The 22,443-nt window shown below is 46.2% G+C and carries 20 protein-coding genes and 1 tRNA gene; 6 read left to right on the top strand and 15 right to left on the bottom strand.

The annotated features are described in order from the left end of the window. Positions 1 to 30 precede the first annotated feature (30 nt). The 10 genes from AWQ23_RS15945 to AWQ23_RS00860 all read right to left on the bottom strand — a co-directional run bounded on the left by AWQ23_RS15945 (position 31) and on the right by AWQ23_RS00860 (position 10,682). On the bottom strand, positions 31 to 504 hold the full coding sequence (locus AWQ23_RS15945) for a hypothetical protein (RefSeq protein WP_157072176.1): 474 nt from the start codon (positions 502 to 504) through the stop codon (positions 31 to 33). A 63-nt stretch (positions 505 to 567) separates the two neighbouring features. Further along, positions 568 to 1,602, bottom strand: a complete 1,035-nt coding sequence (locus AWQ23_RS00890) for a hypothetical protein (protein WP_062431756.1) — start codon at positions 1,600 to 1,602, stop codon at positions 568 to 570. A gap of 101 nt (positions 1,603 to 1,703) precedes the next feature. Continuing rightward, positions 1,704 to 3,413 (bottom strand): hypothetical protein, encoded by a 1,710-nt coding sequence (locus tag AWQ23_RS00885; protein ID WP_157072175.1) that lies wholly within the window; start codon positions 3,411 to 3,413, stop codon positions 1,704 to 1,706. A 50-nt stretch (positions 3,414 to 3,463) separates the two neighbouring features. Further along, complete coding sequence (locus tag AWQ23_RS00880; RefSeq protein ID WP_157072174.1) at positions 3,464 to 4,060, bottom strand: hypothetical protein; 597 nt, start codon at positions 4,058 to 4,060, stop codon at positions 3,464 to 3,466. 289 nt (positions 4,061 to 4,349) lie between these two features. Then, on the bottom strand, positions 4,350 to 4,943 hold the full coding sequence (locus AWQ23_RS15940) for a hypothetical protein (protein WP_157072173.1): 594 nt from the start codon (positions 4,941 to 4,943) through the stop codon (positions 4,350 to 4,352). A gap of 33 nt (positions 4,944 to 4,976) precedes the next feature. Beyond that, on the bottom strand, positions 4,977 to 5,489 hold the full coding sequence (locus AWQ23_RS15935; protein WP_157072172.1) for a hypothetical protein: 513 nt from the start codon (positions 5,487 to 5,489) through the stop codon (positions 4,977 to 4,979). Positions 5,490 to 5,660: 171 nt separating this feature from the next. Next, a complete protein-coding gene (locus AWQ23_RS00875) occupies positions 5,661 to 6,353 on the bottom strand; it encodes a hypothetical protein (protein WP_062431750.1) in 693 nt (230 codons plus the stop codon). A gap of 305 nt (positions 6,354 to 6,658) precedes the next feature. Then, entirely contained in the window at positions 6,659 to 8,425 is a 1,767-nt protein-coding gene (locus AWQ23_RS00870) for an NFACT RNA binding domain-containing protein (RefSeq protein WP_198158676.1), read from the bottom strand. Positions 8,426 to 8,476: 51 nt separating this feature from the next. Continuing rightward, complete coding sequence (locus tag AWQ23_RS00865) at positions 8,477 to 9,052, bottom strand: hypothetical protein (RefSeq protein ID WP_062436429.1); 576 nt, start codon at positions 9,050 to 9,052, stop codon at positions 8,477 to 8,479. A gap of 28 nt (positions 9,053 to 9,080) precedes the next feature. Next, on the bottom strand, positions 9,081 to 10,682 hold the full coding sequence (locus tag AWQ23_RS00860; RefSeq protein WP_030006721.1) for a YcjF family protein: 1,602 nt from the start codon (positions 10,680 to 10,682) through the stop codon (positions 9,081 to 9,083). A 278-nt stretch (positions 10,683 to 10,960) separates the two neighbouring features. Between AWQ23_RS00860 and AWQ23_RS00855 the strand changes: the two genes are divergently transcribed. The 5 genes from AWQ23_RS00855 to rppA all read left to right on the top strand — a co-directional run bounded on the left by AWQ23_RS00855 (position 10,961) and on the right by rppA (position 16,064). Next, entirely contained in the window at positions 10,961 to 11,563 is a 603-nt protein-coding gene (locus AWQ23_RS00855) for a DUF3611 family protein (RefSeq protein ID WP_012305781.1), read from the top strand. A 26-nt stretch (positions 11,564 to 11,589) separates the two neighbouring features. Continuing rightward, a complete protein-coding gene (locus AWQ23_RS00850; protein ID WP_062431748.1) occupies positions 11,590 to 11,961 on the top strand; it encodes a DUF565 domain-containing protein in 372 nt (123 codons plus the stop codon). A gap of 129 nt (positions 11,962 to 12,090) precedes the next feature. Beyond that, positions 12,091 to 14,556, top strand: coding sequence for an ATP-dependent Clp protease ATP-binding subunit (locus AWQ23_RS00845; RefSeq protein WP_062431746.1), 2,466 nt, complete (start codon positions 12,091 to 12,093; stop codon positions 14,554 to 14,556). A 205-nt stretch (positions 14,557 to 14,761) separates the two neighbouring features. Beyond that, entirely contained in the window at positions 14,762 to 15,175 is a 414-nt protein-coding gene (locus tag AWQ23_RS00840; protein ID WP_012305778.1) for a DUF4278 domain-containing protein, read from the top strand. A gap of 205 nt (positions 15,176 to 15,380) precedes the next feature. After that, positions 15,381 to 16,064 (top strand): two-component system response regulator RppA, encoded by a 684-nt coding sequence (gene rppA / locus AWQ23_RS00835; protein WP_030006723.1) that lies wholly within the window; start codon positions 15,381 to 15,383, stop codon positions 16,062 to 16,064. Here the strand turns inward: rppA and AWQ23_RS00830 are convergent. From AWQ23_RS00830 to psbZ, 4 genes are all read right to left on the bottom strand, one after another. Next, positions 16,061 to 18,448, bottom strand: coding sequence for a transglycosylase domain-containing protein (locus AWQ23_RS00830; protein WP_232308930.1), 2,388 nt, complete (start codon positions 18,446 to 18,448; stop codon positions 16,061 to 16,063). The genes rppA and AWQ23_RS00830 overlap by 4 nt on opposite strands. A gap of 202 nt (positions 18,449 to 18,650) precedes the next feature. Beyond that, positions 18,651 to 18,722 (bottom strand) — tRNA-Gly (locus tag AWQ23_RS00825). A gap of 99 nt (positions 18,723 to 18,821) precedes the next feature. After that, positions 18,822 to 19,298 (bottom strand): 6,7-dimethyl-8-ribityllumazine synthase, encoded by a 477-nt coding sequence (gene ribH, locus AWQ23_RS00820; protein ID WP_012305775.1) that lies wholly within the window; start codon positions 19,296 to 19,298, stop codon positions 18,822 to 18,824. A gap of 143 nt (positions 19,299 to 19,441) precedes the next feature. After that, on the bottom strand, positions 19,442 to 19,630 hold the full coding sequence (psbZ, locus tag AWQ23_RS00815) for a photosystem II reaction center protein PsbZ (RefSeq protein ID WP_012305774.1): 189 nt from the start codon (positions 19,628 to 19,630) through the stop codon (positions 19,442 to 19,444). A 221-nt stretch (positions 19,631 to 19,851) separates the two neighbouring features. Here psbZ and murJ point away from each other — a divergent pair, with 221 nt between their 5' ends. Further along, complete coding sequence (gene murJ, locus AWQ23_RS00810; protein ID WP_062431742.1) at positions 19,852 to 21,453, top strand: murein biosynthesis integral membrane protein MurJ; 1,602 nt, start codon at positions 19,852 to 19,854, stop codon at positions 21,451 to 21,453. Positions 21,454 to 21,459: 6 nt separating this feature from the next. On the opposite strand, the gene AWQ23_RS00805 is transcribed toward murJ, so the two are convergent. Further along, the gene (locus AWQ23_RS00805) at positions 21,460 to 22,338 is read right to left on the bottom strand and encodes a carbohydrate ABC transporter permease (protein WP_062431740.1); all 879 of its coding nucleotides are present in this window, start codon (positions 22,336 to 22,338) and stop codon (positions 21,460 to 21,462) included. Between the last annotated feature and the right edge of the window lie 105 nt (positions 22,339 to 22,443).

Below are 22,443 nucleotides of genomic sequence, written 5' to 3'. Positions count from 1 at the left end.
ACTGTGATGTAAAATCACTATGGCTTATAGCTAATCACTAATAGAACAGGCATAATCTAGGGCTTGACCAATATAATCATTGACAGGACGGTATGCATTAGGATTAACGAAAGCATCTGAAGCTAAAATGATAGCGTAGACTCTGGTTTTGCAATTTGCACTGTAGCGAATATAACCGGCTGAACTGCGGAAATCAAAATTAATAGCATTACCATTTCTGGAAATTGTATTAGTTCCAACCCACGTATAACCTTCATCGTAGCCACCCATGAAATGTCTTGAATTCGAAGTTTTTTCCCATTGCACTCCCTTGTAACAATTTTCAATCCAGACAGAATTGTGATCTCGGCATCTTCCATTTAGTGAGGGGCGGTTTATTTGAGCAACGAGTGTTGCTTCTACTCCGGGAGGCTGTAAATTTGCCCTAGTAACTTGAAAAGAAATCCCCCACAATAAAGATGACGAAATAAATAAAGACAATGCTTTTTTTGTATTCATGCTCATGGTTTAAGTTGAATATGCAAAAAGATGTGCGAAATAGTATGGCAATTAAAACTTAGATTTAGACTACAGATAATCAAATGAATTTAAAATCATTTCAGCAATCCCAGAGTTTTCGCGATCATAAACTGTCACTTGTACTGAATTTCTATTTGAAGAACTAATTACACCAATAGATTGCCCGGTACCACCGACACGATACATATTAATCTGATGGCCATTTCGATTAATTCGACTCACATCAGGAGTTTGACCAATTGTCCACATGAGTTCCGCATCAAAAATAGCGTTTATATTCACACCCAAGGAACGATATTGAGTCGGATTTTTTTGCCATGATTGATATTCTTCTGGACTAAGAATCACAATATTGACATCATTATACCGGTTGCCTTCAACGTACTTTACTCCTGCTCCCTGAGTTACTGCTCTATAACCAGAAGGAATCTCAAAGGAAGTTAGACCAGTATTTTCTAGCCAAGGCCAGCGATATTCAACTGTCCGAGTAGATGCTTGGGAAATATACTGTAAACCCTTCCAAAACAAAGTAGGACTATTTTCGATTTCTTTGCTTTTAGATGCTTTATATAGATCTTTATTAAGCGCAAGACTTGTTGATTCTGTTCCATAGGATTGTCTAGGATTGCTTATAGAACAGGCAAAATCTAATGCCCGACCCCAAAAATCACCGACCGGGTAATAACTATCGGGCTCTACGCCGTATTCTGAAGTCAAGATAATTGTATAAACTCTGGTTTTACAATTTGCGCTAAGACGAGAATATTGAGCAAAGTCATCATAGTGATCGAAATTTATCGCATCACCATTTCTCGAAATTGTATTAATGCCCACCCACTGATAGATAGAGTCGCCGAAATGGTAAACATTTCGGGCTGGAGAGCCTAGATTTTTCCATTGAACATTTTCATGACAATTTGGTAGAACCCTCGGATAATTACAAGAACCCTTTGGGGGCGGAGGCTCAACTTGAGATAGAAGTTTTTCACCTGTCATGGAAAGCTTTAGGGTTGCGAGAATAGCTTCCGGCTTTAAGCCCAAAAATAAAATTGATAGAGTCATCAAAGATAAAATTTTGTTCATTCTTCTAGACATATAGACAATTAATTTAAAAACTATTTTTCTAAATAAAACAACCTAAAAACATCAAAAATCTTCTCCTTATTTAAAACTTTAGTAAGTCCTCAATCATACAAAGCAACGCAATCATAACTCTGCTCGATGGGTGAACCAATGCGTAACCAAGCTTCAGGGCTACGCAGTCCAAAAATTATGCTTCCGTCTGCATTGCCGTAACTAGGGGTATTTCCTACTAATCCTGGGAGTTGATACGTTTTCCCATCGACATTAATGACAACTTCTCCGGTATGAGGCCCAGGATTTTCATCATAGAAGGAAGCCTCTAATTGTGTAGTTCTGCCGCTTGAAGTGGTGCATCTGTATGTCGATTGGGCAACAGGTGTTCTGATAGATCCTTGGGAGATATCTTGTAAGCCGTTCTGTGGAGAATTATACAAAATATAAGGAATATAAGTGTTGCTATTGCGAAGATGTGAAGCTTGTACTTCCGAACTGAATAGCTCCTCGATATAACTAACTTGATCGGCAACGTCTTCTGCAACGACTAGCAATGAAGGCTTAGGAACTTTAAAGGCTCGTAATAAAACATCTCTCATTAACGGAATGTTATCCAAATCCATTAATGTTTCTGCCACAATATCGACAACAACTTCTTTTCCTGGTAGTTCGTCACCATTTAATTCCGCTTGTCTAAAGATATCCCATAGCTTTTCATTAACACTTTCCATAACTCTTTTAGTGAGGTCTTTTTTTAATGGACTAAATGAACTAAAGCTAGAATCAAAGCCCGTTTCTAATATTTGCAAAACTACTATTTCAGCCATAGAACTCATTTGTTCGCCATAAACATACAAGCCAGCATCTCTGCCCTGGTGCGTAATTACAAGTCGGCCTCCTGGTGGAATATCTATATTTTTCAGCGTCGTTACCTGAGAGTTCGTGACATTCCTTGGATCAATAGGAGAAAACTTTTTAGAAAACACATCCCACAAACCAATAATAAATGCTTTCTGAGCTGCATAGAGTCCTGATTCGGGAACATGGGGCCGTATAAGCCGACTTTCAATCCGTTTTCCAGAACTATCATAGACAAGGGCTGCTGCAGCTACTCTAGTCAGATTATAGACATTAAAACTATTTCTAATAGTTCCATCTTCTAAAATATGGCCTGAATAATTATCAATAACAAATAAAGCTCGGTTAGCACTAGAGCCAACATATTTAGGGTCTTGAGATGATTCCTCTTTAAGGGGAACATCTAATGATGATGTGGTAGAGTCTGAATTAAAATGTACTCTTGAAGCGTTGAGAACCCAACCGTCATCATAGATGCCCATCCATTGACCATCAACGATGACTTTCTCCCCGGAAAGTTTAAACCCTCGTCCTGAAGGACAAAAGAAACCCCACCAACCTATAGTTGAGCCATCATCAACTTTTTGGCCGTTACTATATATTTCAGTGCTGCCATCATATGATAATCTGACGGAAACTTTTTCCCCACTAGCAGCAGATTCAAATGCAGCGAGACGATTGCCACACCAATGAGCTACGATGGTTAATTCAATTGAGTCTTTCCCCTTTTGACGCAAACGAGAGCTATTTTGCTTAACGGAAACAAGCCTATCTTCAGCTTGATTCAAAGAATATTTTTTTGTCTTTATAAGACTTGGATTCGATAAAGCTATTCGAGGTATTAGGACTGGCAGAAAGCCAAGCAAAGCAGCTAAAAGTAAAATTTGCCTCATCGAATTAGATGAATTAGATAAAATTGATTTCTTTGATAAATTGCGAAAAAATGGCTTGATTTTCATGATTCTAAATCAGATGTTTGTTTGGATAATCTATACTCAAAAAAAAATCATTAAAGAGTATTTAGTGAACGAATTCTAGATAGCAAAGAAGTAATAGCTTCAACGTCTAATGTGCAATCGCAGCCAATATCTACTTTAAGAAGTTTATTTTGCCCTGTGACATTACCAAGAAAGTGATAGGTATAGCCTCCGTCTGACACAATAATATGGCCAGACAAGTGGCTATTTTTGTATTCCATTACATGTGAACCCTTAGGGATTTGGCGTCCCCTATTGTCATACATATAGCCAGCAGATTGTATGGCTTGTTGCCTCAAACTCAATGAAGAATTTCTATTGACCATACTTAAGATTTCACCATAGGAACCAGAACCCCCAATACCGCCGCGTGCAACACACTGTACTATTTTAAAAACATCAGGATGTAAAATTTCAACGCTGCCATCTTGCCGTAGCATCGTCCTATAATTTTCAGGAATATCTACTTTTATGCCGAATCGTTCAAGCACAACTTCCCGAAAAGAAGAAGATCTTCGTTCTGTTATTTCATAATTACACCTAGAGTAAGATTGTGCTTTCACAGGAGTAAGTGGGGCACCCAACAAAATCAACAACATCAATGGTAAAAGTGAAATTTTAATCTTCATTTTTATGCCACCCTATAATTTATATGAAACTACCAAGAAGAGAGTGTTCTTACAAAGAGTACTTGCTGGACTTTTAAAATTCAAATCTTGCAACTTATCTTGATAAACAAGATTTTCAACCAAAAGAATGTTGATTCAACCCCATACTTGAGTATGGTATCTATATATTTTTTCTTGGCAGAAAGATTAATCATAAATATATTAATTCTTTACTTTTTTATTTAAATAGTAATCAAAAGTAAGCATAGTAGTCATAACAAATATTGATGCATCGTCCAAGTCTCAATATCTAAGCTCCGCCACATAAATGCTGGGAATCATACATCCTAAAATTACGATTTGTCCTCAAATTCTGAACACTATAAAATCTTCCTCTATCATCTCCTGGAGGACAATGTTGAGGGATAGAAATTAAACAAATTCTTACCGGATCATTGATTCGGGAATTTTGGGCAGCAGGAACTATGTCATAAGAAACTAACCCAATACCATTAGCAAACGTTATGTCTGTTCCTGATCCAGGAGAATTGACTAACCTTGATGTAATCCGATAAACCGAACTTATAGTGCATTCTCCGACTTCCTTAAAGGAGTCTTGAAAGATCAAGCGTCCGTGATGATATACTGCCACTCTAAAATCATCAACTGTGTAGACATAATTGCCGTTTTTCCAATGCGAAGGCCAAGAGTTTTTGTCTTGACTTAGAGAGATACATCCCGTGTTGTAAACACAACCTCTATAAGTTCCTGCTTGACGGTTTATTGTATATTCTCCTTTACTGCCTCGATAAGTGATTTCTGCACCATTAGCAGATAAGTTGTCTATATTAAATAAGCCGATGACACCTGTCAGTATTAGGGTCTTCAATATTATTTTCATCATCTAAAAACCAAGTTTTTTGCATTGTTTTAGCGGCTAGTCATAACATTCTTCGTACCAGGAAATCCTGTCATAATTCGAGCAGTTAGAAGCTTGTTTCCGATGAATGGCTTTACCTTCTGGAGAAACAGCAAAGGAAGCAATACAATCAGATTGCGGTATGCAAAATGTTACTACAGCTACATTATTACAATCTCTCATAATCATGTTGGCCCAGAAATTCATCAAAACAGGAGAATTCAATATGTTACTGATGCGATTGTAACTAGTTTGGGAGAATCCAGTATTAATGTTGTCTCCTGTTGATGGCCATGGAATAACCGTTATTGCATCGTTTCGAGTAGTTGGATTACCTCGACGGTTATTCGCACCATTCTGGGTGGTTTGGAAAAAAGTCTTTTTTGCTCCTTTCTCAACAATTTCATTGTTGATTCTATCTATTGTATTTCGACAACTAGAGTTGGATTGTGCTCTAGTTGCAACAGGTACATTGATTAATAAAGTCAAAAAAATCAATGCCGGAAATAATGACTGATTTTGTACTTTCATTTTATTTCTCTCCAAACTTCACTCAAGGCAAACTTTTGTTGAGTCAAGACTGAGTGAGGGCTTATAATGGCTAGTAAAATTGCGGCCAAATCAGTTGATTTCATAACTCTTAACCCTTGGGATATTTGTTCATATTATTTTCTTAGATTAAAAATAAGAAAAATATTAAAATCATTCAAGTGACCATTGGGCTACTTTCGCATTATCTTGACCTTGAGTTCTTACCAAGAGACGGTCGCCGTAGACATCACGAAAATAAAAAGAACAATATACTAAACCTTCACTACAGTTTTCAATTTCCCAATAGCCTTTATCCCACCATTCTCGGCCGACAGAATTCCATAGTTCGTCCTTGTGAGTCCAGTGTTGCTTTTGCGGTTGCCATCCTTCAGCAATCAATTTGCGACGTGCTTGTGCATATTCCAAAGCATATAGGCTAGGGATTGAGGAGTGCTGCCTTGATTGGTGAGACTGTGAAGAATTTTCGAGTGTCCATTTGTTAACTGTGGCATTCACTTGGCCTTGAGTTGTCACCAAAAGACGGTTGCCATAGACATCACGAAAATAAAAGGAACAATATACTAAACCTCCACTACAGTTTTCAATTTCCCAATAGCCTTTATCCCACCATTCTCGGCCGCTAGAATTCCATAGTTCGTTTCTGTAAGTCCAATGTTGCTTTTGCGGTTGCCATCCCGCCGCAATTAATTTTTGCCGCGCTTGCTCATATTCTAAACCGTAAATACTGGGTATTTTTGTATGTTGTCTAGATTGATTAGTTTGAGCTAACACAGGCTCCATTGGAAGAGAGCTAATCGCTATCCCCAGAAAAAAATATAGGCTAGAAAAGATTAATGATTTCATTTTTTTGAAGATAAAAATCTACCACCAAGAAACTAAATCTTAAAATACACTTAGCTTCATACCCAAACATACCTTATGGCACAAAGACTAGAAATAAACGTAGCAATTCTTAACTTCGTGTATTGATATCAGTAGCTATCATTTCTAAGCAATTGAAAGTGAGCATAGCGATCATGGTGGCTATTAATTATTCCCAGCAAAAGCTGAAATCCTATCAACTTCGCCATACTTTTAAAAGACTATTTAGTTTTTCAGTGATATTGTATGTCTACGCATTTAAGACTCAAGAACCGAAACCCTACCCCCTACTTTTTCCGGGGCTGATCTGTGGATTGGGTTAATTTGGCGATCGCCGCCTTGGCCCGTTGGGGTTGACCCCAGAGAATCGTTTCCTGTTTATAAATGCACATTCCTGGTTTGGCCCCCTTGGGTTTATAAACGTGCTTGGGTTTTGTATAAACAATGGGCACCTGATCGCTTTGGCTGGCGCGACTGTAATAGGCCGCAAAATCCGCCACCCACTGCAATTCCGCCTCATCGGGAACCGCACCGGGTTCTAGTCGTAATAAAACATGGCTACCGGGGATTTCTTGGCTATGGAACCAAAGATCATAATCATTGGCCACCCGAAACGTTAGATGATCATTTTGTTGGTTATTGCGCCCGATCCAGAGTTCTGATCCTCCTGGGGTGCGGTAAATATGGGGTTTAGAAACCGCTTGTTTAGCAGTGGGTTCCCGGTTGGTTTTGAGGTAACCCCCGTGGATCAATTCTGCCTGAATTTCCTGTAAAGCTTCCAAGTCAGTGGCGTTTTCGTAATTCGCAATTTGTCCCAAACTTGCTTCAATGTGTTCGAGGTAATGAATTTCTGTTTCTACTTCCTTTAAAAGCGGTTGCACAATGTGATTTGCTCGCTTTAGTTTTTGGTGTTGTTTATAAAAAGCCTGGGCATTTTGGACAGCATTTTTATCCGGTTGGAGGGGAATTTTAAGGCGATCGCCTGAGGCAAAATCCGTTAGGGCAATTTCAGTTAAACCCGGTTGCCACTCATGCAAATAGGCCATGAGTAAATCGCCGTATTGACGGTATTGATCCGCTTCGGTGGATTCCGTCAGGCGCGTTCGAAAAAGTTGGGCTTTTTGCTGCAATTTTCCCAACAGGAGACTAACTTTCTGGTTGAGTTGGTGGTGCAGTTGTTGGAATTGTTGTTGATTAAGGCGGCTTTGGTAATAGTGATTGAGAGTTGGCTGTAGGGGCAAACAAGATTCATCCGGCTGCCAGGTTACCATTTGATATTGGTTGTCCTGGAGCGTCAGGCAAAACTGTCGCTGTTCTAGGCAAGCGAGCCACCATTGCCACTGCTGAAAAAGATTTTCCCAATCGTTAGCGGTGAGGGTATCCGTCGTTTGTTCAGGGGTTAGTTGGGCCGCGCCAATCATCCCTGCTAGGAGAATAGGACTCACGCCCCGGTAATTTTCGAGGATTTGTTTTTTCAGGGATTTGGGTAATAGGGCGATTCTTTCTTGCCAGCGTTCAAAGGACTCTGTGGGACTGGGCGCTGTTTTCGTCAGGGCCGGGGGAAATTCGTAGGGTTGGCCGGTTTGGACGGGGCGGACGGTGGAGCGATCGCCACTAATTTGTTGGGCCGTAGTAACAATTTGCTGATCGGCATTGGCGAGGATTACGTTGCTGTGTTTCCCCATAATTTCGACATACAAATGCCATTGGGGGACTTCTCCAGGGCGACGGCCAAACTGAAAATCCACCACCCGCTCCCAAGGCTGGATCAATTCAATCCCCAGCAAGGCTGAACCTTTAATCAAATGGCGCAGTTGGTCGCTAAAGGTGAAAGTATCGGGATCCCTGGGGGGGCGATCGCCTAAATGCATTCTGGCGGCCTGGGGGTGCCAAGATAACCAGAGCCATTCCCGTTTTTCGAGGGTACGCAGGGCTAAACAGAGAGTTTGTTTGTCGTATTGATAAACCTGTTCGAGGCGCGCCGGCACCCAGTCCCGCTGTAATTCCGTGACCAGGGCCACCAAGGTTGTGTAGTCTACTGCCTGAATTTTCATTGCTGCTCGATTCTCCCCAATGCCGATGCCACGGATGCGCAGTCTTGGATCTTAGGGGCTTTCGCTAAAACTATCCAGGTAAGCGCCGATATATTTTTTCATTCGTTCGATGAAATAGGCCGAAAACAGTTCCCCATAGTCTGCTTCTACGAGGGCGATCGCCTCATTTAAACGGTGATGACCACAGGCGATAAACTGCGCCGTAGAAATGGCATGGAACTGCGATTCTGCCCCAGGCACATTATTTTTAAACGCATCAATGTAGAGTCCCCGCACCCGCCGCACATAGTCGGTTTCCCCATCGCTAAATTCAACGGTGCCGATGCTGGGAAACGACAATTCCACATTTTTCATAAAGCCCATCACCATGTTCATACATTGCCGGGTCTGCTCGATGGGGAGCGCTTGTTCTGCCCCGCGCCGATAGGCCCATTGGGTGATGCCGTTGGTCACTTCTAGGGCACGTAGTTTTGCTAGTTTATCTAGAGTTGCCGCAGGAAAGCGATCCAGATCTTGCAATTGCTGTTCAATTTCGGCTTGGAAACCAGCAAAATCCGCCGCAAAAAATTCCTTGAGTTCGTAAATTTCCGCTAATTTCTGCCAGTTAATCTGTCGCTGTGGTGCCATAATCATGCCTCAAGCTTCCGCGCAAAATCTACCATTCATCCCGCCGTCGCCGTTGGGGTGCCGTCCATTCCAACTCCGCCAATTCTGGGTCTTCTTCCAGTTCAATTTGCCACACTTCCTTAAAGGGATTGACAACTTTTAGAATTGCATCGCCGACAAAATCTTTGACAAACTCATCTTTTTTACTGAGCTTAAACTGTTCCTGCACTACTTCCGTGATCCCGCCATCGCCCCAATCCTGGTCATGGCGGAAATATTCGATGAAACTTTTGCCCGCAATGCGCGTGAGATAGGCCGCCGTCACCCCCTGGATTGCTTTGCCCACGAGATAAGTAGCAATGTTCGTTTGGAGAATCTTCGCAAGAATTTCCACCGCCCCTTTAACAACGCCCAAGCTGACTAGAGTTTTCCCCAGGGAGACGGCCAATTCTTTACCGCGATCGCCATCGATTTCGCAGCCATAAACCCGACCAATTTCCATCACCATCTGGGCATTCACCGCCGCCGTCGCCAACATATCCACCACAGGTAAGGGCGTTACAGCAATTACTCCAGCACCAATCCACTGGTAGCGTTCAATCACCTGTTCGGCCTGTTTTTTCCGTTGGTGTTCAATGATTTTGCGGGCTTCTTCCCCCAGGCGTTGGGATTGTAGGAGGAGATTATCTGCTAACAAATCATCCCCTTCAGCCCGCAGCACCACCGCTAAACGTTTTACTAGGGGCATCACGTCCGGCTCTGGGGTAAAAATTTCGCCATCCTCTAGTTCTACGGGTTGGGGATTGGCACAGACTAAAACCACGTCCTGGGGAGTGATCAGGTGTTGTACTTTTTCCTTGAGGCGATCGCCAATTAATTGTTGATCAGCGTCTGCGTAAACATCGATTTTGTTAAACACCAACAGCGATCGCTTGCCAATTTCAGCCAGCTCACAGAGGGGATCATATTCCGATTGCCGCAGATCGTTATCCACCACGAAAATCAGCAGATCTGCATTGGTTGCCAACTCCCGCGCCAGGCGATCGCGTTGGATGCCCGCTTCCCCCGCTTCTAAAATTCCCGGTGTATCCGTGATTAAAATTTGCCGATTCACCCCTTTGAGTTTCAGACGATAGGTCTGGCCCGTCTGGGTGGTGCCCATGGTCGCTTCGACGTTACCCACCATTTGCCCAATCAGCGCATTCACTAGAGATGTTTTCCCCGCTGATCCCGTACCAAAAACAGCCACCTGGAGCTCTTGTCGCTCAAAATTCGCCTGAATTTCCTGGGAACGGTTCAGGAGGACTTTCTGGGCCACTTTATCTTGAATTTGGTTCACCTGCTGTTGAATCGTGCGCAGATTTGCCGCCGCCACTTCTGTTTTTTCCGTGGGCAGTTGGGGTTGATAATTGACAACTTTCCGGGGCGATCGCGGTTTTCGTTTGCGGCCAAAGAGGTTGAAATAGCGCCAAAATGTCCAGAGAATCAAACCAATTAGGGCAATAAGCACCAAAATTAGCAGATTTGCCAGAAATGGCGCCGTAAAGGACACCTGGAGATAGAGACGATAGAGGGAATTCACCAACCACAACATCAGCCCCAGAATAATACTCAGGCCAATGAAAAATAAGGTGAGGCGAATCGGGTGCATTAACGCGCAAACTCTCTGAAAAACCTGATGACCATCATAGCTTGTCCCCCTTCGCTGAGGATGCTGTAACCCTTAGTTCACTTGACTCCCATTGTTTGTTTCCGGCTGTTTGGTCACGATTGATCTTGGTGATAGGCATCAAATGCTAGACAAGGGAGTGTTGGTCAGAACCAGAGGCAATCGCCTTTTCCCTTTTGGCAACCCAACAGTTGATATAAGAGAATGGAGCAAAAGCAAATTCTGACCCTGCAGACATAACCCCATCACCACAAACTCCTATGAAACGTGATTCCTACGGTGCTTTAGCGGGCGCATCGATCCCCGCCGCCATCCTCAGAGCCTCCGCCACCCTCAAACTCGCCGGTAATATTGGCTTCTGGGTACAGATTATCCTCGGTGTTGTCGCAGCGCTAATTCTCCTCTTTGCCAGTGCGAGCCTAGTCGGCAGTGATGCCACCAACGCCAACCAAGATATTCGCTTTAGCCAAGGAAGCAGCTTTGGGCTATTCTGTGCTGCCGGCGGTCTCATTGCCCTCATCGTGAGTATCTTTTTCTTCTTCCGCTACAAAACCATTGCCCGACTGATGCTCGCGGGTGATAGCTCCCTCCGGCCCAAGAAATCTTACACCATTCAAACCATTAAATTTGGCCTCTTGGCTAACCTCCTGGGCATGATGTTTGCGATCATTGGAGCCGAAGCCTTTGTGGGGCTCGTCCTCGGGAAATCTTTGACCATTCCCCAGGGGGCCGTTTTTTCCAATACATCCCAGCTCATTCAACCGAAAGATCTATTTATCATCCTGGCGAATACCCACACGATCGCCTCCCATTTCACCGGGATTGTCATTGCCCTCTGGCTCCTCGATCGATTGAATAAATAATGTCCTCACCGCTCCTGACGTGACCTATGCAACGTACCCGACTCAATCTCCTCCTGGGGGAAACCCTTGGGCAATTTACCAGTTTTTTTCAAAATCCATGGCGCAAGATGGCCTTGCTCGCCATTTTTCTCCTTTTTGGAAACTTTGTTGCGACGGTTTTTCCGCCGGCTATCGGCCAAGCCATGGCTTGGGATCCGATAGTTGCCATTGGGATCATTTTTTTGGCTGAAGTGATCAACTTTCTCTACTACAGACAAGGCGATCGCCAAACCATTGCCCAAAAAGCGGCCACAAACCCCACTGCGCCCCAGAGCCGACTCTTATTTCAACTGATGCATGTCTTCAAAATTGGGCTCCTGTATGGCCTCACTGTTTCTGCCGTTAACGTCGGTTCGTAGCGAATGTTACCAGAGCTTGCCAAGGGGGAGAAACCGTATCAGAATCAATTGTTCTAGGCATCAACCAAAAATTTCCCCTGTGCTAGAATCAACTCTACATAGGGACTAGCAGCAGGTAAAAAACAGGTCATGTTTGAACGCTTCACAGAAAAAGCTATTAAGGTGATTATGCTCGCCCAAGAGGAAGCGCGTCGCCTTGGTCACAACTTCGTTGGTACGGAGCAAATCCTCCTCGGTCTCATTGGTGAGGGGACTGGCGTTGCCGCTAAGGTACTCCGGTCTATGGGGGTTAATCTCAAGGATGCCCGCATTGAGGTAGAGAAAATTATCGGGCGGGGTTCTGGCTTTGTGGCCGTTGAAATTCCGTTCACGCCCAGGGCAAAACGGGTCTTAGAACTCTCCCTCGAAGAAGCTCGCCAATTGGGTCACAACTATATTGGTACGGAGCATTTGTTACTAGGCTTAATCCGTGAAGGGGAAGGAGTTGCTGCCAGAGTCCTCGAAAATTTAGGGGTTGACCTCTCCAAGGTACGTACCCAGGTAATCCGGATGCTCGGTGAGACCGCAGAAGTCGCAGCGGGTGGCGGTTCTTCCCGGAGTAATAAGACACCGACCTTAGATGAGTTTGGCTCGAATCTGACACAATTAGCCAAAGACAGTAAGCTTGATCCCGTCGTTGGTCGTCAAAATGAAATTGAACGGGTAATTCAAATCCTTGGTCGCCGCACGAAAAATAATCCGGTACTGATTGGCGAACCAGGGGTCGGGAAAACGGCGATCGCCGAAGGTCTTGCCCAAAGAATTTCCAATGGGGATGTGCCTGACATCCTCGAAGAAAAGCGCGTTGTCACCCTCGACATTGGTTTGCTGGTTGCGGGCACGAAATACCGGGGTGAATTTGAAGAACGCCTCAAAAAAATCATGGACGAAATTCGCCAAGCCGGGAATGTGATCCTGGTGATTGACGAAGTTCATACCCTAATCGGTGCGGGTGCTGCGGAAGGGGCGATCGATGCCGCCAATATCCTCAAGCCTGCCCTCGCCCGTGGTGAACTGCAATGTATCGGTGCCACCACCCTTGATGAATATCGCAAGCACATTGAGCGGGATGCGGCCCTTGAGCGGCGTTTCCAGCCCGTAATGGTCGGTGAACCTTCCGTCGAAGAAACCATTGAGATTCTCTTTGGTCTGCGGGAACGCTATGAACAGCACCACAAGCTTAAAATTTTAGATGAAGCCCTTGATGCAGCGGCAAAATTAGCCGACCGTTATATAAGCGATCGCTTCTTACCCGACAAAGCCATTGACTTAATCGATGAAGCGGGTTCCCGTGTCCGGTTGATCAATTCCCAACTGCCCCCCGAAGCCAAGGAACTCGATAAAGAATTGCGCGATGTCCTGAAACAAAAGGATGAAGCGGTACGCTCCCAAGACTTTGATAAAGCGGGTGAACTGCGCGATCGCGAAATGGAAATCAAAACCGAAATTCGGGCGATCGCCGCCAGCCAAAAAGAGAAAAATAGCGACATCGATGCCGTGGTTGATGCTGAAGAAATCGCCCACATCGTCGCCTCTTGGACAGGGGTTCCCCTCAACAAACTCACCGAGAGCGAATCCACCAAGCTCCTCAACATGGAGGATACCCTGCACCAGCGGCTCATTGGTCAAGAAGATGCCGTTAAAGCTGTATCCCGCGCCATTCGTCGGGCCCGTGTTGGCTTGAAAAACCCCAACCGTCCCATTGCCAGCTTCGTCTTCTCTGGCCCCACTGGGGTTGGTAAAACCGAATTAACCAAGGCTTTAGCTGCCTACTTCTTCGGTTCTGAAGATGCGATGATTCGCCTCGACATGTCTGAATTCATGGAGCGGCACACTGTTTCTAAACTGATTGGTTCCCCTCCCGGATACGTCGGTTATAACGAAGGGGGTCAGTTAACCGAAGCCGTTCGTCGTCGTCCTTACACAGTCATTCTCTTTGACGAAATCGAGAAAGCGCACCCCGACATCTTCAACATGCTGCTGCAAATCCTTGAAGATGGACGCTTGACCGACGCGAAGGGACGCACCGTGGACTTCAAGAACACCTTGATTATCTTGACCTCCAACATTGGCTCTAAGGTCATTGAAAAGGGTGGCGGTGGCCTCGGCTTCGAATTTGGCGAAGATGCGGCAGAATCCCAGTACAACCGGATCCGTTCCCTGGTCAACGAAGAACTCAAGCAATACTTCCGTCCAGAGTTCCTCAACCGTCTCGATGAGATTATTGTCTTCCGTCAACTCAACAAAGAAGAGGTTAAAGAAATCTCCGAAATCCTCCTTAAGGACGTCTTCAAGCGCCTGACTGAGCAGGAAATTGAGTTGCAAGTTACCGACAAGTTTAAGGAGCGACTCGTAGAAGAAGGCTACAACCCATCCTATGGTGCCCGTCCATTACGTCGCGCGATTATGCGTCTGTTAGAGGATGTCCTCGCTGAGGAAATTCTTTCTGGCCGCGTTGGTTCTGGTGATACGGCGATCGTCGACATCAATGAAGAAGGTAAAGTGGCCGTCAGTAAAGCAGCAAAACCTTTGGAATTAGCCAAGCAACCTGGTTAACTGTGACCAATCTATAGCCTGTCGATAACCCTAACGTTAATTAAAACCTAAGATGCCAAGAGGAGCTTTCGGGCTCCTTTTTTGTGGTTTGGTTATACGCAATCTAAGTAGAATCCTTAAGTTTTTCTGATTTTTTCGAGAAAATTTAGGGATTAATGTAACAATAGTTACAGAAAAAGTTTTGAGGCACAGTGAGGAAATCTCTATGAAATTGACATATCGTGGTGTTTCCTATGATTCTCTTCCCGCAACCTTAGAAGTGACGGAAGGGGATATCTTAGGTCGTTATCGTGGACAAACGGTGCGGCGACACTGTGTAACGCAAACAGTTGATCGTCCGGATGTTGAGTCAGTACTCCTCCACTATCGGGGTGGCACCTACGCGATTCAGCAACCTGTGGTTAAAGCGACGGCCCAACAGCAACAGGAAGCGGCCGCTGCAGCTTGTCCGGTACGAGTCCCACAGCTCTCTAAATTAATGGGTCAAGATGCCCGGCGTGTGCACTTAGAAAATATGCGTCGCAGCTTAGAACGGCGGATCCGCACGGCCCAAGCTCAGGGGGACGAACAACTGATTACCCTGCTGCAACAGGAATCTAACGCTTTATCCTCGGTGTAAGTTGTGATTTTGATTTAAACTCTTTCTGACTCTGGTGAGAGAACAAGGTAAATCTCCCCAGTAGTCGTAACAGTAAGAATAATGAGTATTCGTTGGAAGTGGATGGAAGCTGCTTCCTTTTTTATTGGGAAAATGGTCGGCGATCGCCTTGGGTCAGGTTTCCTTCTTCGGGAATAATGGGAATCAAGGTGTTTTGGAAGTAACCATGCGCATTTTGTTGGTAGACGATGAACGGGAATTACGGGGCGCCCTTAGCCAAGTGCTCCAACGGGAAGGGCATACCGTAGCATTGGCAGAAACTGGCCAGCAGGGGTTAGAACTGGCCTGCGATCAAGAGTATGATCTACTGATTTTGGATTGGATGTTGCCGCAATATTCGGGGGTTGAAATCTGCCAACGGGTGCGATCGCTAGGCCGCACAACGCCTATTTTATTTTTAACGGCCAAGGATACGGTGGACGACCGGGTTTCTGGTCTGGATGCTGGTGCTGATGATTATTTAGTCAAGCCCTTTGAGTTGCGGGAACTGCTGGCCCGGGTGCGGGCGTTATTAAGGCGATCGCCTGGGGGAGAGCCACCTAATCGTTTAAAGATTGCCGATCTCGAATTAGATATCGCCAACCAAATGGCCTACCGTGCTGGCCGGGCCATCCGTCTCTCGGATCGGGAGTTGCAACTCCTGAGCTATTTTATGGAGCACCCAGCTCAACTCCTGACCCACGAGCAAATTTATCAACACCTCTGGCAAGATGGCGATGAATCCCCCAGCAGTAATGTTTTAGCGGCCCTGGTACGCTTGCTGCGGCGTAAGGTGGAAGCAAAAGGCGATCGCCCTCTAATCCACACCATTTACGGAAAAGGATATTACTTTGGCGAGCAGAATACCTAGGGAGCTGTTTCCTTCTTTTGAATGACAGGGGGAGCCGGCACATCAACATTCGTAGGAGCTGGTCTTGGGGCCGCAGGCGGACTCGGTGGCGTTGCGGTGGATGCAGGTCGATTATTACTCGGTACGGGGGCAAGGGGAGGCACAGTATCCGCCGGATCAGTGAAGTCAAAGGCCGGTGCTGGGGGTTTAATTTCATTGTCGACCACAGCTTTATTATCATTGTTCGTCGGTGTTGTCGCCGCTGCCTCTGGGGTTGGGCGCTCATCAGAGGATGCTTCCGTGGTCTCTTGTGCTTCTGAATTTGTGGTGCTGGTTTTTTCTTCTGTATCTGTGGCAACGACCTTCGTTTTTTTCGCGCCCCCTTGGATTGGTTCTGCGGCAATAGAACCGACGCGATTATTCAAATTTGGTAATTTGGGAAAGTCTTCCACCGTCATGGCCGCCGCAATTTGACGCATTGCATCACCCCAAAGGCGCGCCGCTGTACTACTGGCTCCCCAGGTGGGTTTATTATCGTCATTGCCGAGCCAAACCCCTGTTACCATTTGGGGGATGTAACCAATAAACCATAGGTCTCGCGCCTGATCGGAGGTGCCTGTTTTCCCGGCTACTGGACGACCAATATTTGCTTGGCTGCCAGTACCGCTACTCACGACATTGCGCAGCATATAGGTCATGATGGCGGCACTATCAGAATCGATAGCTTGGATCGGTTTGCGGTTCGCTTGGTAAACGACCTTGCCATTGCGATCAAGAATTCGACTAATGCCATACACAGGCTGATAAGCGCCACCATTTGCGAGGGTGCCATAGGCGGCGGTTAGCTCTAGTAAATTTACTTCCCAGGCTCCCAGAGCTAAGGAATAGGTGGGCTTCATCTCCGATTCAACACCCATGCGGTGGGCGAGATTAATGATCGGGTCCCAACCCACATCAAGCATCACACTCAAGGCGATGGTGTTGATCGATTTTGTCAGGGCTTCTGTGAGGGAAACGGCTTGATTGCTGACGGTACCGGAATAGTTCTTCGGACGGTAGCCATCAATGGCAAATTCTTGGTCAACGTAGGTTGCATTGGGAGACATCCCAGAGGCGATCGCCGCTGCATAGACAAACATTTTGAAGGTTGAACCAGGTTGCCGTTGGGCTTGGGTGACGCGGTTATATTGATTATTTTCAAAATCTAAACCCCCAACCATCGTTTTAATCTGGCCACTGCGGGGATCGATGCTCACCATCGCCGCCTGTTCAAAGCGTTGGTAACGTCCGTAGTTCGTAATTCCTTCCGCCACAACCGCCTCTGACCACTCCTGCCATTGAGGATTTAAGGTCGTTTCAATGACAAAACTGCCCGTTTCCAACTGCTCTGGGGAAAGGTACCGTTTCAGTTCTGCCTTCACATAATCAGCAAAATAGGGGTATTTGCGCAGTAAACGTTGGGGCGTTTGCCGATTCGTTTCAATGGGGGTGGCGATCGCCGTTTCATACTCGGTCTGGGAAATATAACCCTCTTCCCACATCCGCTCTAGCACCTGATCCCGCCGTACTGTCGCCGCCTGGAGATTCACAAACGGTGAATATAAACTGGGGGCTGGCGCTAAACCCGCAATCATCGCCGTTTCCCCTAGGGTCAATTCTTCTAAATTTTTACCAAAATAAACCCAAGCCGCATCCGAGACACCATAGGCCCCGGAGCCTAGATAAACTAAATTTAGATAACTTTCTAGGATTTGCTCCTTGGAGAACTGTTCTTCTAATTTTGTTGCCAAGCGCATTTCCTTGACCTTACGCGCTAGGGTCATTTCCTGGTTCAAAAAGACAATACGCGCCACCTGCTGCGTAATGCTACTGCCCCCTTCTACGACTCTGCCTGCCCGAAAGTTCATGTAGGCGGCCCGTGCGACCCCCTGTAAATCCACCCCAAAATGCTCATAGAAGCGTCGGTCTTCACTGGCAATAAACGCCTCGGTTAAAGTCGTTGGTACGGCCCAGATTTTGACCCGGTCATGGGAAACAGGCCCCACCTCTTCAATGACACTGCCATCTGCTGCTTGAATGGTAAGGGTGCCAGGACGTGTATAAATTAAGATTTCATCGACATTTTCCGGCACCAGTGCCTCTAGTTCCTGCCAGCCCCGGTAGATGAGAAAACTGCCGCTGCCAACCCCAAGCACAAGTCCCGCCAATAGCCAAAGCCGCCAACGTCGTCTTTTTGATTTTCGCTGTGGTTTTTGGGATGATGCGCCGTTATCTGTAGTGGTTTGTGGTAATTCTCCCTCGCCCATGGCCACCCTTTCAGCACCTTGTAAGTCATGGTCAGAGCTAGCCCCAGGTTGTGACCCACTCTGCAATTGATTGGTGTTGTCTTCTAGGGGTTGAGACACTGACTTTCTGACAAAATTAAACACGCCGAAATCCTCTAAGCATGGCTCGAATTAAGCGATAGATTATGATGCATCGCGGTCTTTGATTCGGAGCCAGTTTAACAAATGTGCTCGAATATTCCAGACAGTCTATAGCAAATCGCAACGATTGTACCAGGGCGAATGATGAGGTTATTTTATTGTTTGATTAGTTTTTTAGTTAAGCGGGTAACGCGATTCGAACGCGCGACATTCACCTTGGCAAGGTGACGCTCTACCGCTGAGCTATACCCGCTTGCGTGCTGAGCACGTATACAACTATGCCAAGAAAAAACGAAGATGTCAAGGGTCTCATTGATTTTTTTTGAGATCCCGTTGGCGATCGCCCCAAAGCTTAAATTTTTCCCATCAGACTCGCCATTTCTAAAGCACTGAGAGCGTAGCCCCAACCGAGATTATTCTTAATCCCGGCCCGTTCGAGGGCCTGCTGCATGGTATCTGTGGTCAGGACGCCAAAAATAACCGGTACGCCCGTTTGGAATGCCGCCGCCGCAACTCCCTTGGAAACTTCAGCCGCAACGTAATCAAAATGGGGAGTATCGCCCCGAATCACCGCCCCAAGACAAATGATGGCATCGTATTTACCAGAATCAGCCAGTTTTTTGGCGACTAGGGAAATTTCAAAACAGCCGGGCACCCAAATGTAATCGATTTGCGCTCCTTCTGGATCAGTATTGACTCCATGGCGACGGAGACAGTCTTGGCAGCCTGCGAGGAGCTTGCTTGTTACCAGGTCATTGAAACGACCGATGACGATCGCCAATTTGAGCGCTTGGGTGTTGTCGTTATAGGTTCCTTCAAAGGTAGCCATAATGGATTTGTAGAGAAAAGGTGTAAAAGGGGGAAATTAATAAAAAAATTAAGGTGCAATCACGTTGAGGTTGCCAACGCAGAAGATTGCACCTTGGGGGAGATCAGGGCCGTCCTGATCGCCAAGCATAGGAATGTGCGTGGTTAGATCACGAAAAAATTCAGGACACCGACGGCAATGACCAGAACAGTCCAAGCAATGGAACCGACAAAAATCAAGGATTTGGATTGTTCCCAGTTGGTGGGGGAAGCATAGGCAACGGGGACACCAATTACCATCAGGAACGAAAGGGCCACGAGGGCAGCAAGGGCAAGTTGGAATAAAATAGTCATTTTTTAAAATTCTCCCAAGACAGCAAGCAAATGGGGTTTATGGGCTTAGGATGCCAAATAGGGTTTTGAAAATCCTAAAGTTTTCATTGTTTATAGTAAGCTACCAGAAAATTGACCTTCTCTGGTAGATGGGGCCGCAAGTGATTCTCAAAGAAGGCATTCTCGGTGAGAATGGGAAAGCTTTTCGCTTTTTATTGTGTTTTTTAAATTCCTAAAAGATTGTGACTGATTCTCCTCGAAAGTCTCGTTCGCTAGCTGGTATTGCGGGGGTTGTGGCGATCGCCACCCTGATTAGTAAGGTATTCGGCTTGGTGCGAGAGCAGGCGATCGCCCGGGCGTTTGGGGTGGGGCCAGTGGTCGATGCCTATGCCTATGCCTACATCATTCCGGGCTTTTTACTCATTCTGTTGGGGGGAATCAATGGGCCGTTCCACAGTGCCCTAGTAAGTATCTTGGCCAAGCGAGATCAAAAAGATGCCGCGCCCCTCGTCGAGACGGTTTCTACCCTGGTGACGGGGGGACTCCTGTTGATCACTGTTTTGCTGGTGGTCTTTGCGGGATTTTTCATTGACTTGGTAGCCCCAGGTTTAGAGGGAACCGTGCGGGAGTTGGCGATTTTGCAGTTGCAGATTATGGCTCCGTTGGCGGTCTTTGCGGGTCTAATTGGCATTGGTTTCGGGGTGTTAAATGCCTCGGATCAATATTGGCTACCGGGGATTAGTCCGTTATTTTCGAGCCTCAGTGTGGTGATCGGGGTCAGCAGCTTGATCTGGATTTTGGGGGAACAGGCCAGCGCCCCCGAATATATGCAGTTGGGCTGTATTGTCCTCGCTGGAACGACCCTCATTGGTGCGGTTTGGCAGTGGCTCGCCCAGGTGTTTGCCCAGTGGAAATCGGGCTTAGGTACCCTGCGGCCTCGATTAGATCTGAATATTCCGGGGGTAAAAGATGTGATGCGGGTGATGTTGCCCGCCACCTTGTCTTCGGGAATGCTGCATATCAATGTTTATACGGATATGTATTTTGCCTCCTATATTGAGAGTGCGGCGGCGGCGATGCGCTATGCCAATTTCATCGTCCTCACGCCCCTAGGGATTATTTCCAACATGATTTTGGTGCCATTGTTGCCTGTGTTTTCACGGTTGGCGGCCCCAGAAAATTGGGATGATTTAAAGATTCGCATTCGTCAGGGTTTGTTGCTCACGGCCCTTTCGATGTTGCCCCTGAGTGCAATTTTTGTCTCCCAGGCGCGGACGATTATCCGGATTATCTACGAATACAATGCTTTTGCGGCGGAAGCGACGGCCATTGTTGCTCCAGTCTTGATGGCCTATGGGATGGGGATGTTTTTCTACCTGGGACGGGATGTGCTGGTGCGGGTTTTCTATGGCCTGGGGGATGGGGTCACGCCGTCGCGGATTAGTGTTTTTAATATTTTTTTGAACGCGTTTTTAGATTTTATTTTAGTAAACCAATTCCAGACGCCGGGTTTGGTCTTTGCCACGATTGGGGTCAATATTTTCTCGATCGTCATGATGCTTGGGATCTTAAACCGTCGCCTCGGCGGATTGCCCTTGGGAGAATGGGGCTTAAATTTGCTGGGCTTAACGGGGGCAGCGATCGCCGCTGGATTTGTAAGCTGGGGAATTTCGCTGGGGGTAGAATCCTTGAGTTTCGGCCAAAACCTCTATGTGCAGGGCTTGGAATTATTTGTGGCGATCGCCTTTTCTTTAGTCGTTTTCTTTGGCCTTGCGAGTTTGTTGAAATTGCCAGAACTCGATATCTTTTGGCAGCGCATTAAGGGCAAGCTTAAGCGCCGTTAAGGGAAGCTAAAAGCCTTGATTGGTTTGGCGAGACAGATAAAGGTTAAAAATTGAGAGGACAAAAATTACCAAGAACAAGACGAGGCCAATGGTGCAAGCATAGCTAATCTCTAAATTTTGAAACGCCTGTTCATAGAGGTAATAGACCACCGTTTTTGAAGCGTTTAACGGCCCCCCCTGGGTCATCACATAAATTTCTTCAAAGACTTTTGTCGCCGAAATCGCTGAAATCACAGACACCAGCAAAATGTAGGGACGCATCAAGGGCACCGTAATATCTAGGTGTTTACGCCAGCCGTCCGAACCGTCTAGGGAAGCTGCTTCATACAGTTCTGGGGAAATCGCCTGCAATCCCGCCAGATAGATCACCATGTAATAGCCCAACCCTTTCCAAATGGTCACCAACATCACACTCCAGAGAGCGAGTTTGGGATCCGTGAGCCAAGGAATTCCGTCCCCTAAACCAACTTGCTTCAGAAGTTGATTAAAAAAACCATTGGAGGCATACAGAGCGCGCCAGGCAATTCCCGCCACCACCAGAGAAACGATCACTGGGGTATAAAAAGCCGCCCGAAACCAAGTAATTCCCCGGAGACTTTGGTTGACCAGAATTGCTAGGGCCAAGGAAAAACTCACCAGTATCGGTACGACCCCAATCAGATACAACACCGTATTACCCAAGGTTTTCCAAAATAGATCGTCCTGGAGCAGCAGGGCAAAATTTTTAAAGCCGATCCAATGGGGCGTTTGGGTCAGATCGTATTGGTACTCGGTGAAACTAAGGTAAAACGCCTGGAGGGCCGGGAGAGCTACCGCTAGGCCCAAAATGGCAAGGGCCGGTAGCAGAAAAAGATATGGCGTCAGGAACTTGGTTGAAAGTTTCATGGGGAATACCGGGGCGCAGAGTCAAAATGTATCTTAAGGCAAAAATCTAAGGTTGCCCGACATAGACGGTGATTTGGGGGCCGCTCCTGAACCAAGGAGAAGCGC

It is taken from the genome of Picosynechococcus sp. PCC 73109, from assembly GCF_001521855.1.
Classification (GTDB): domain Bacteria; phylum Cyanobacteriota; class Cyanobacteriia; order Cyanobacteriales; family MRBY01; genus MRBY01.
This window is presented reverse-complemented; position numbering and strand designations above follow the sequence as displayed.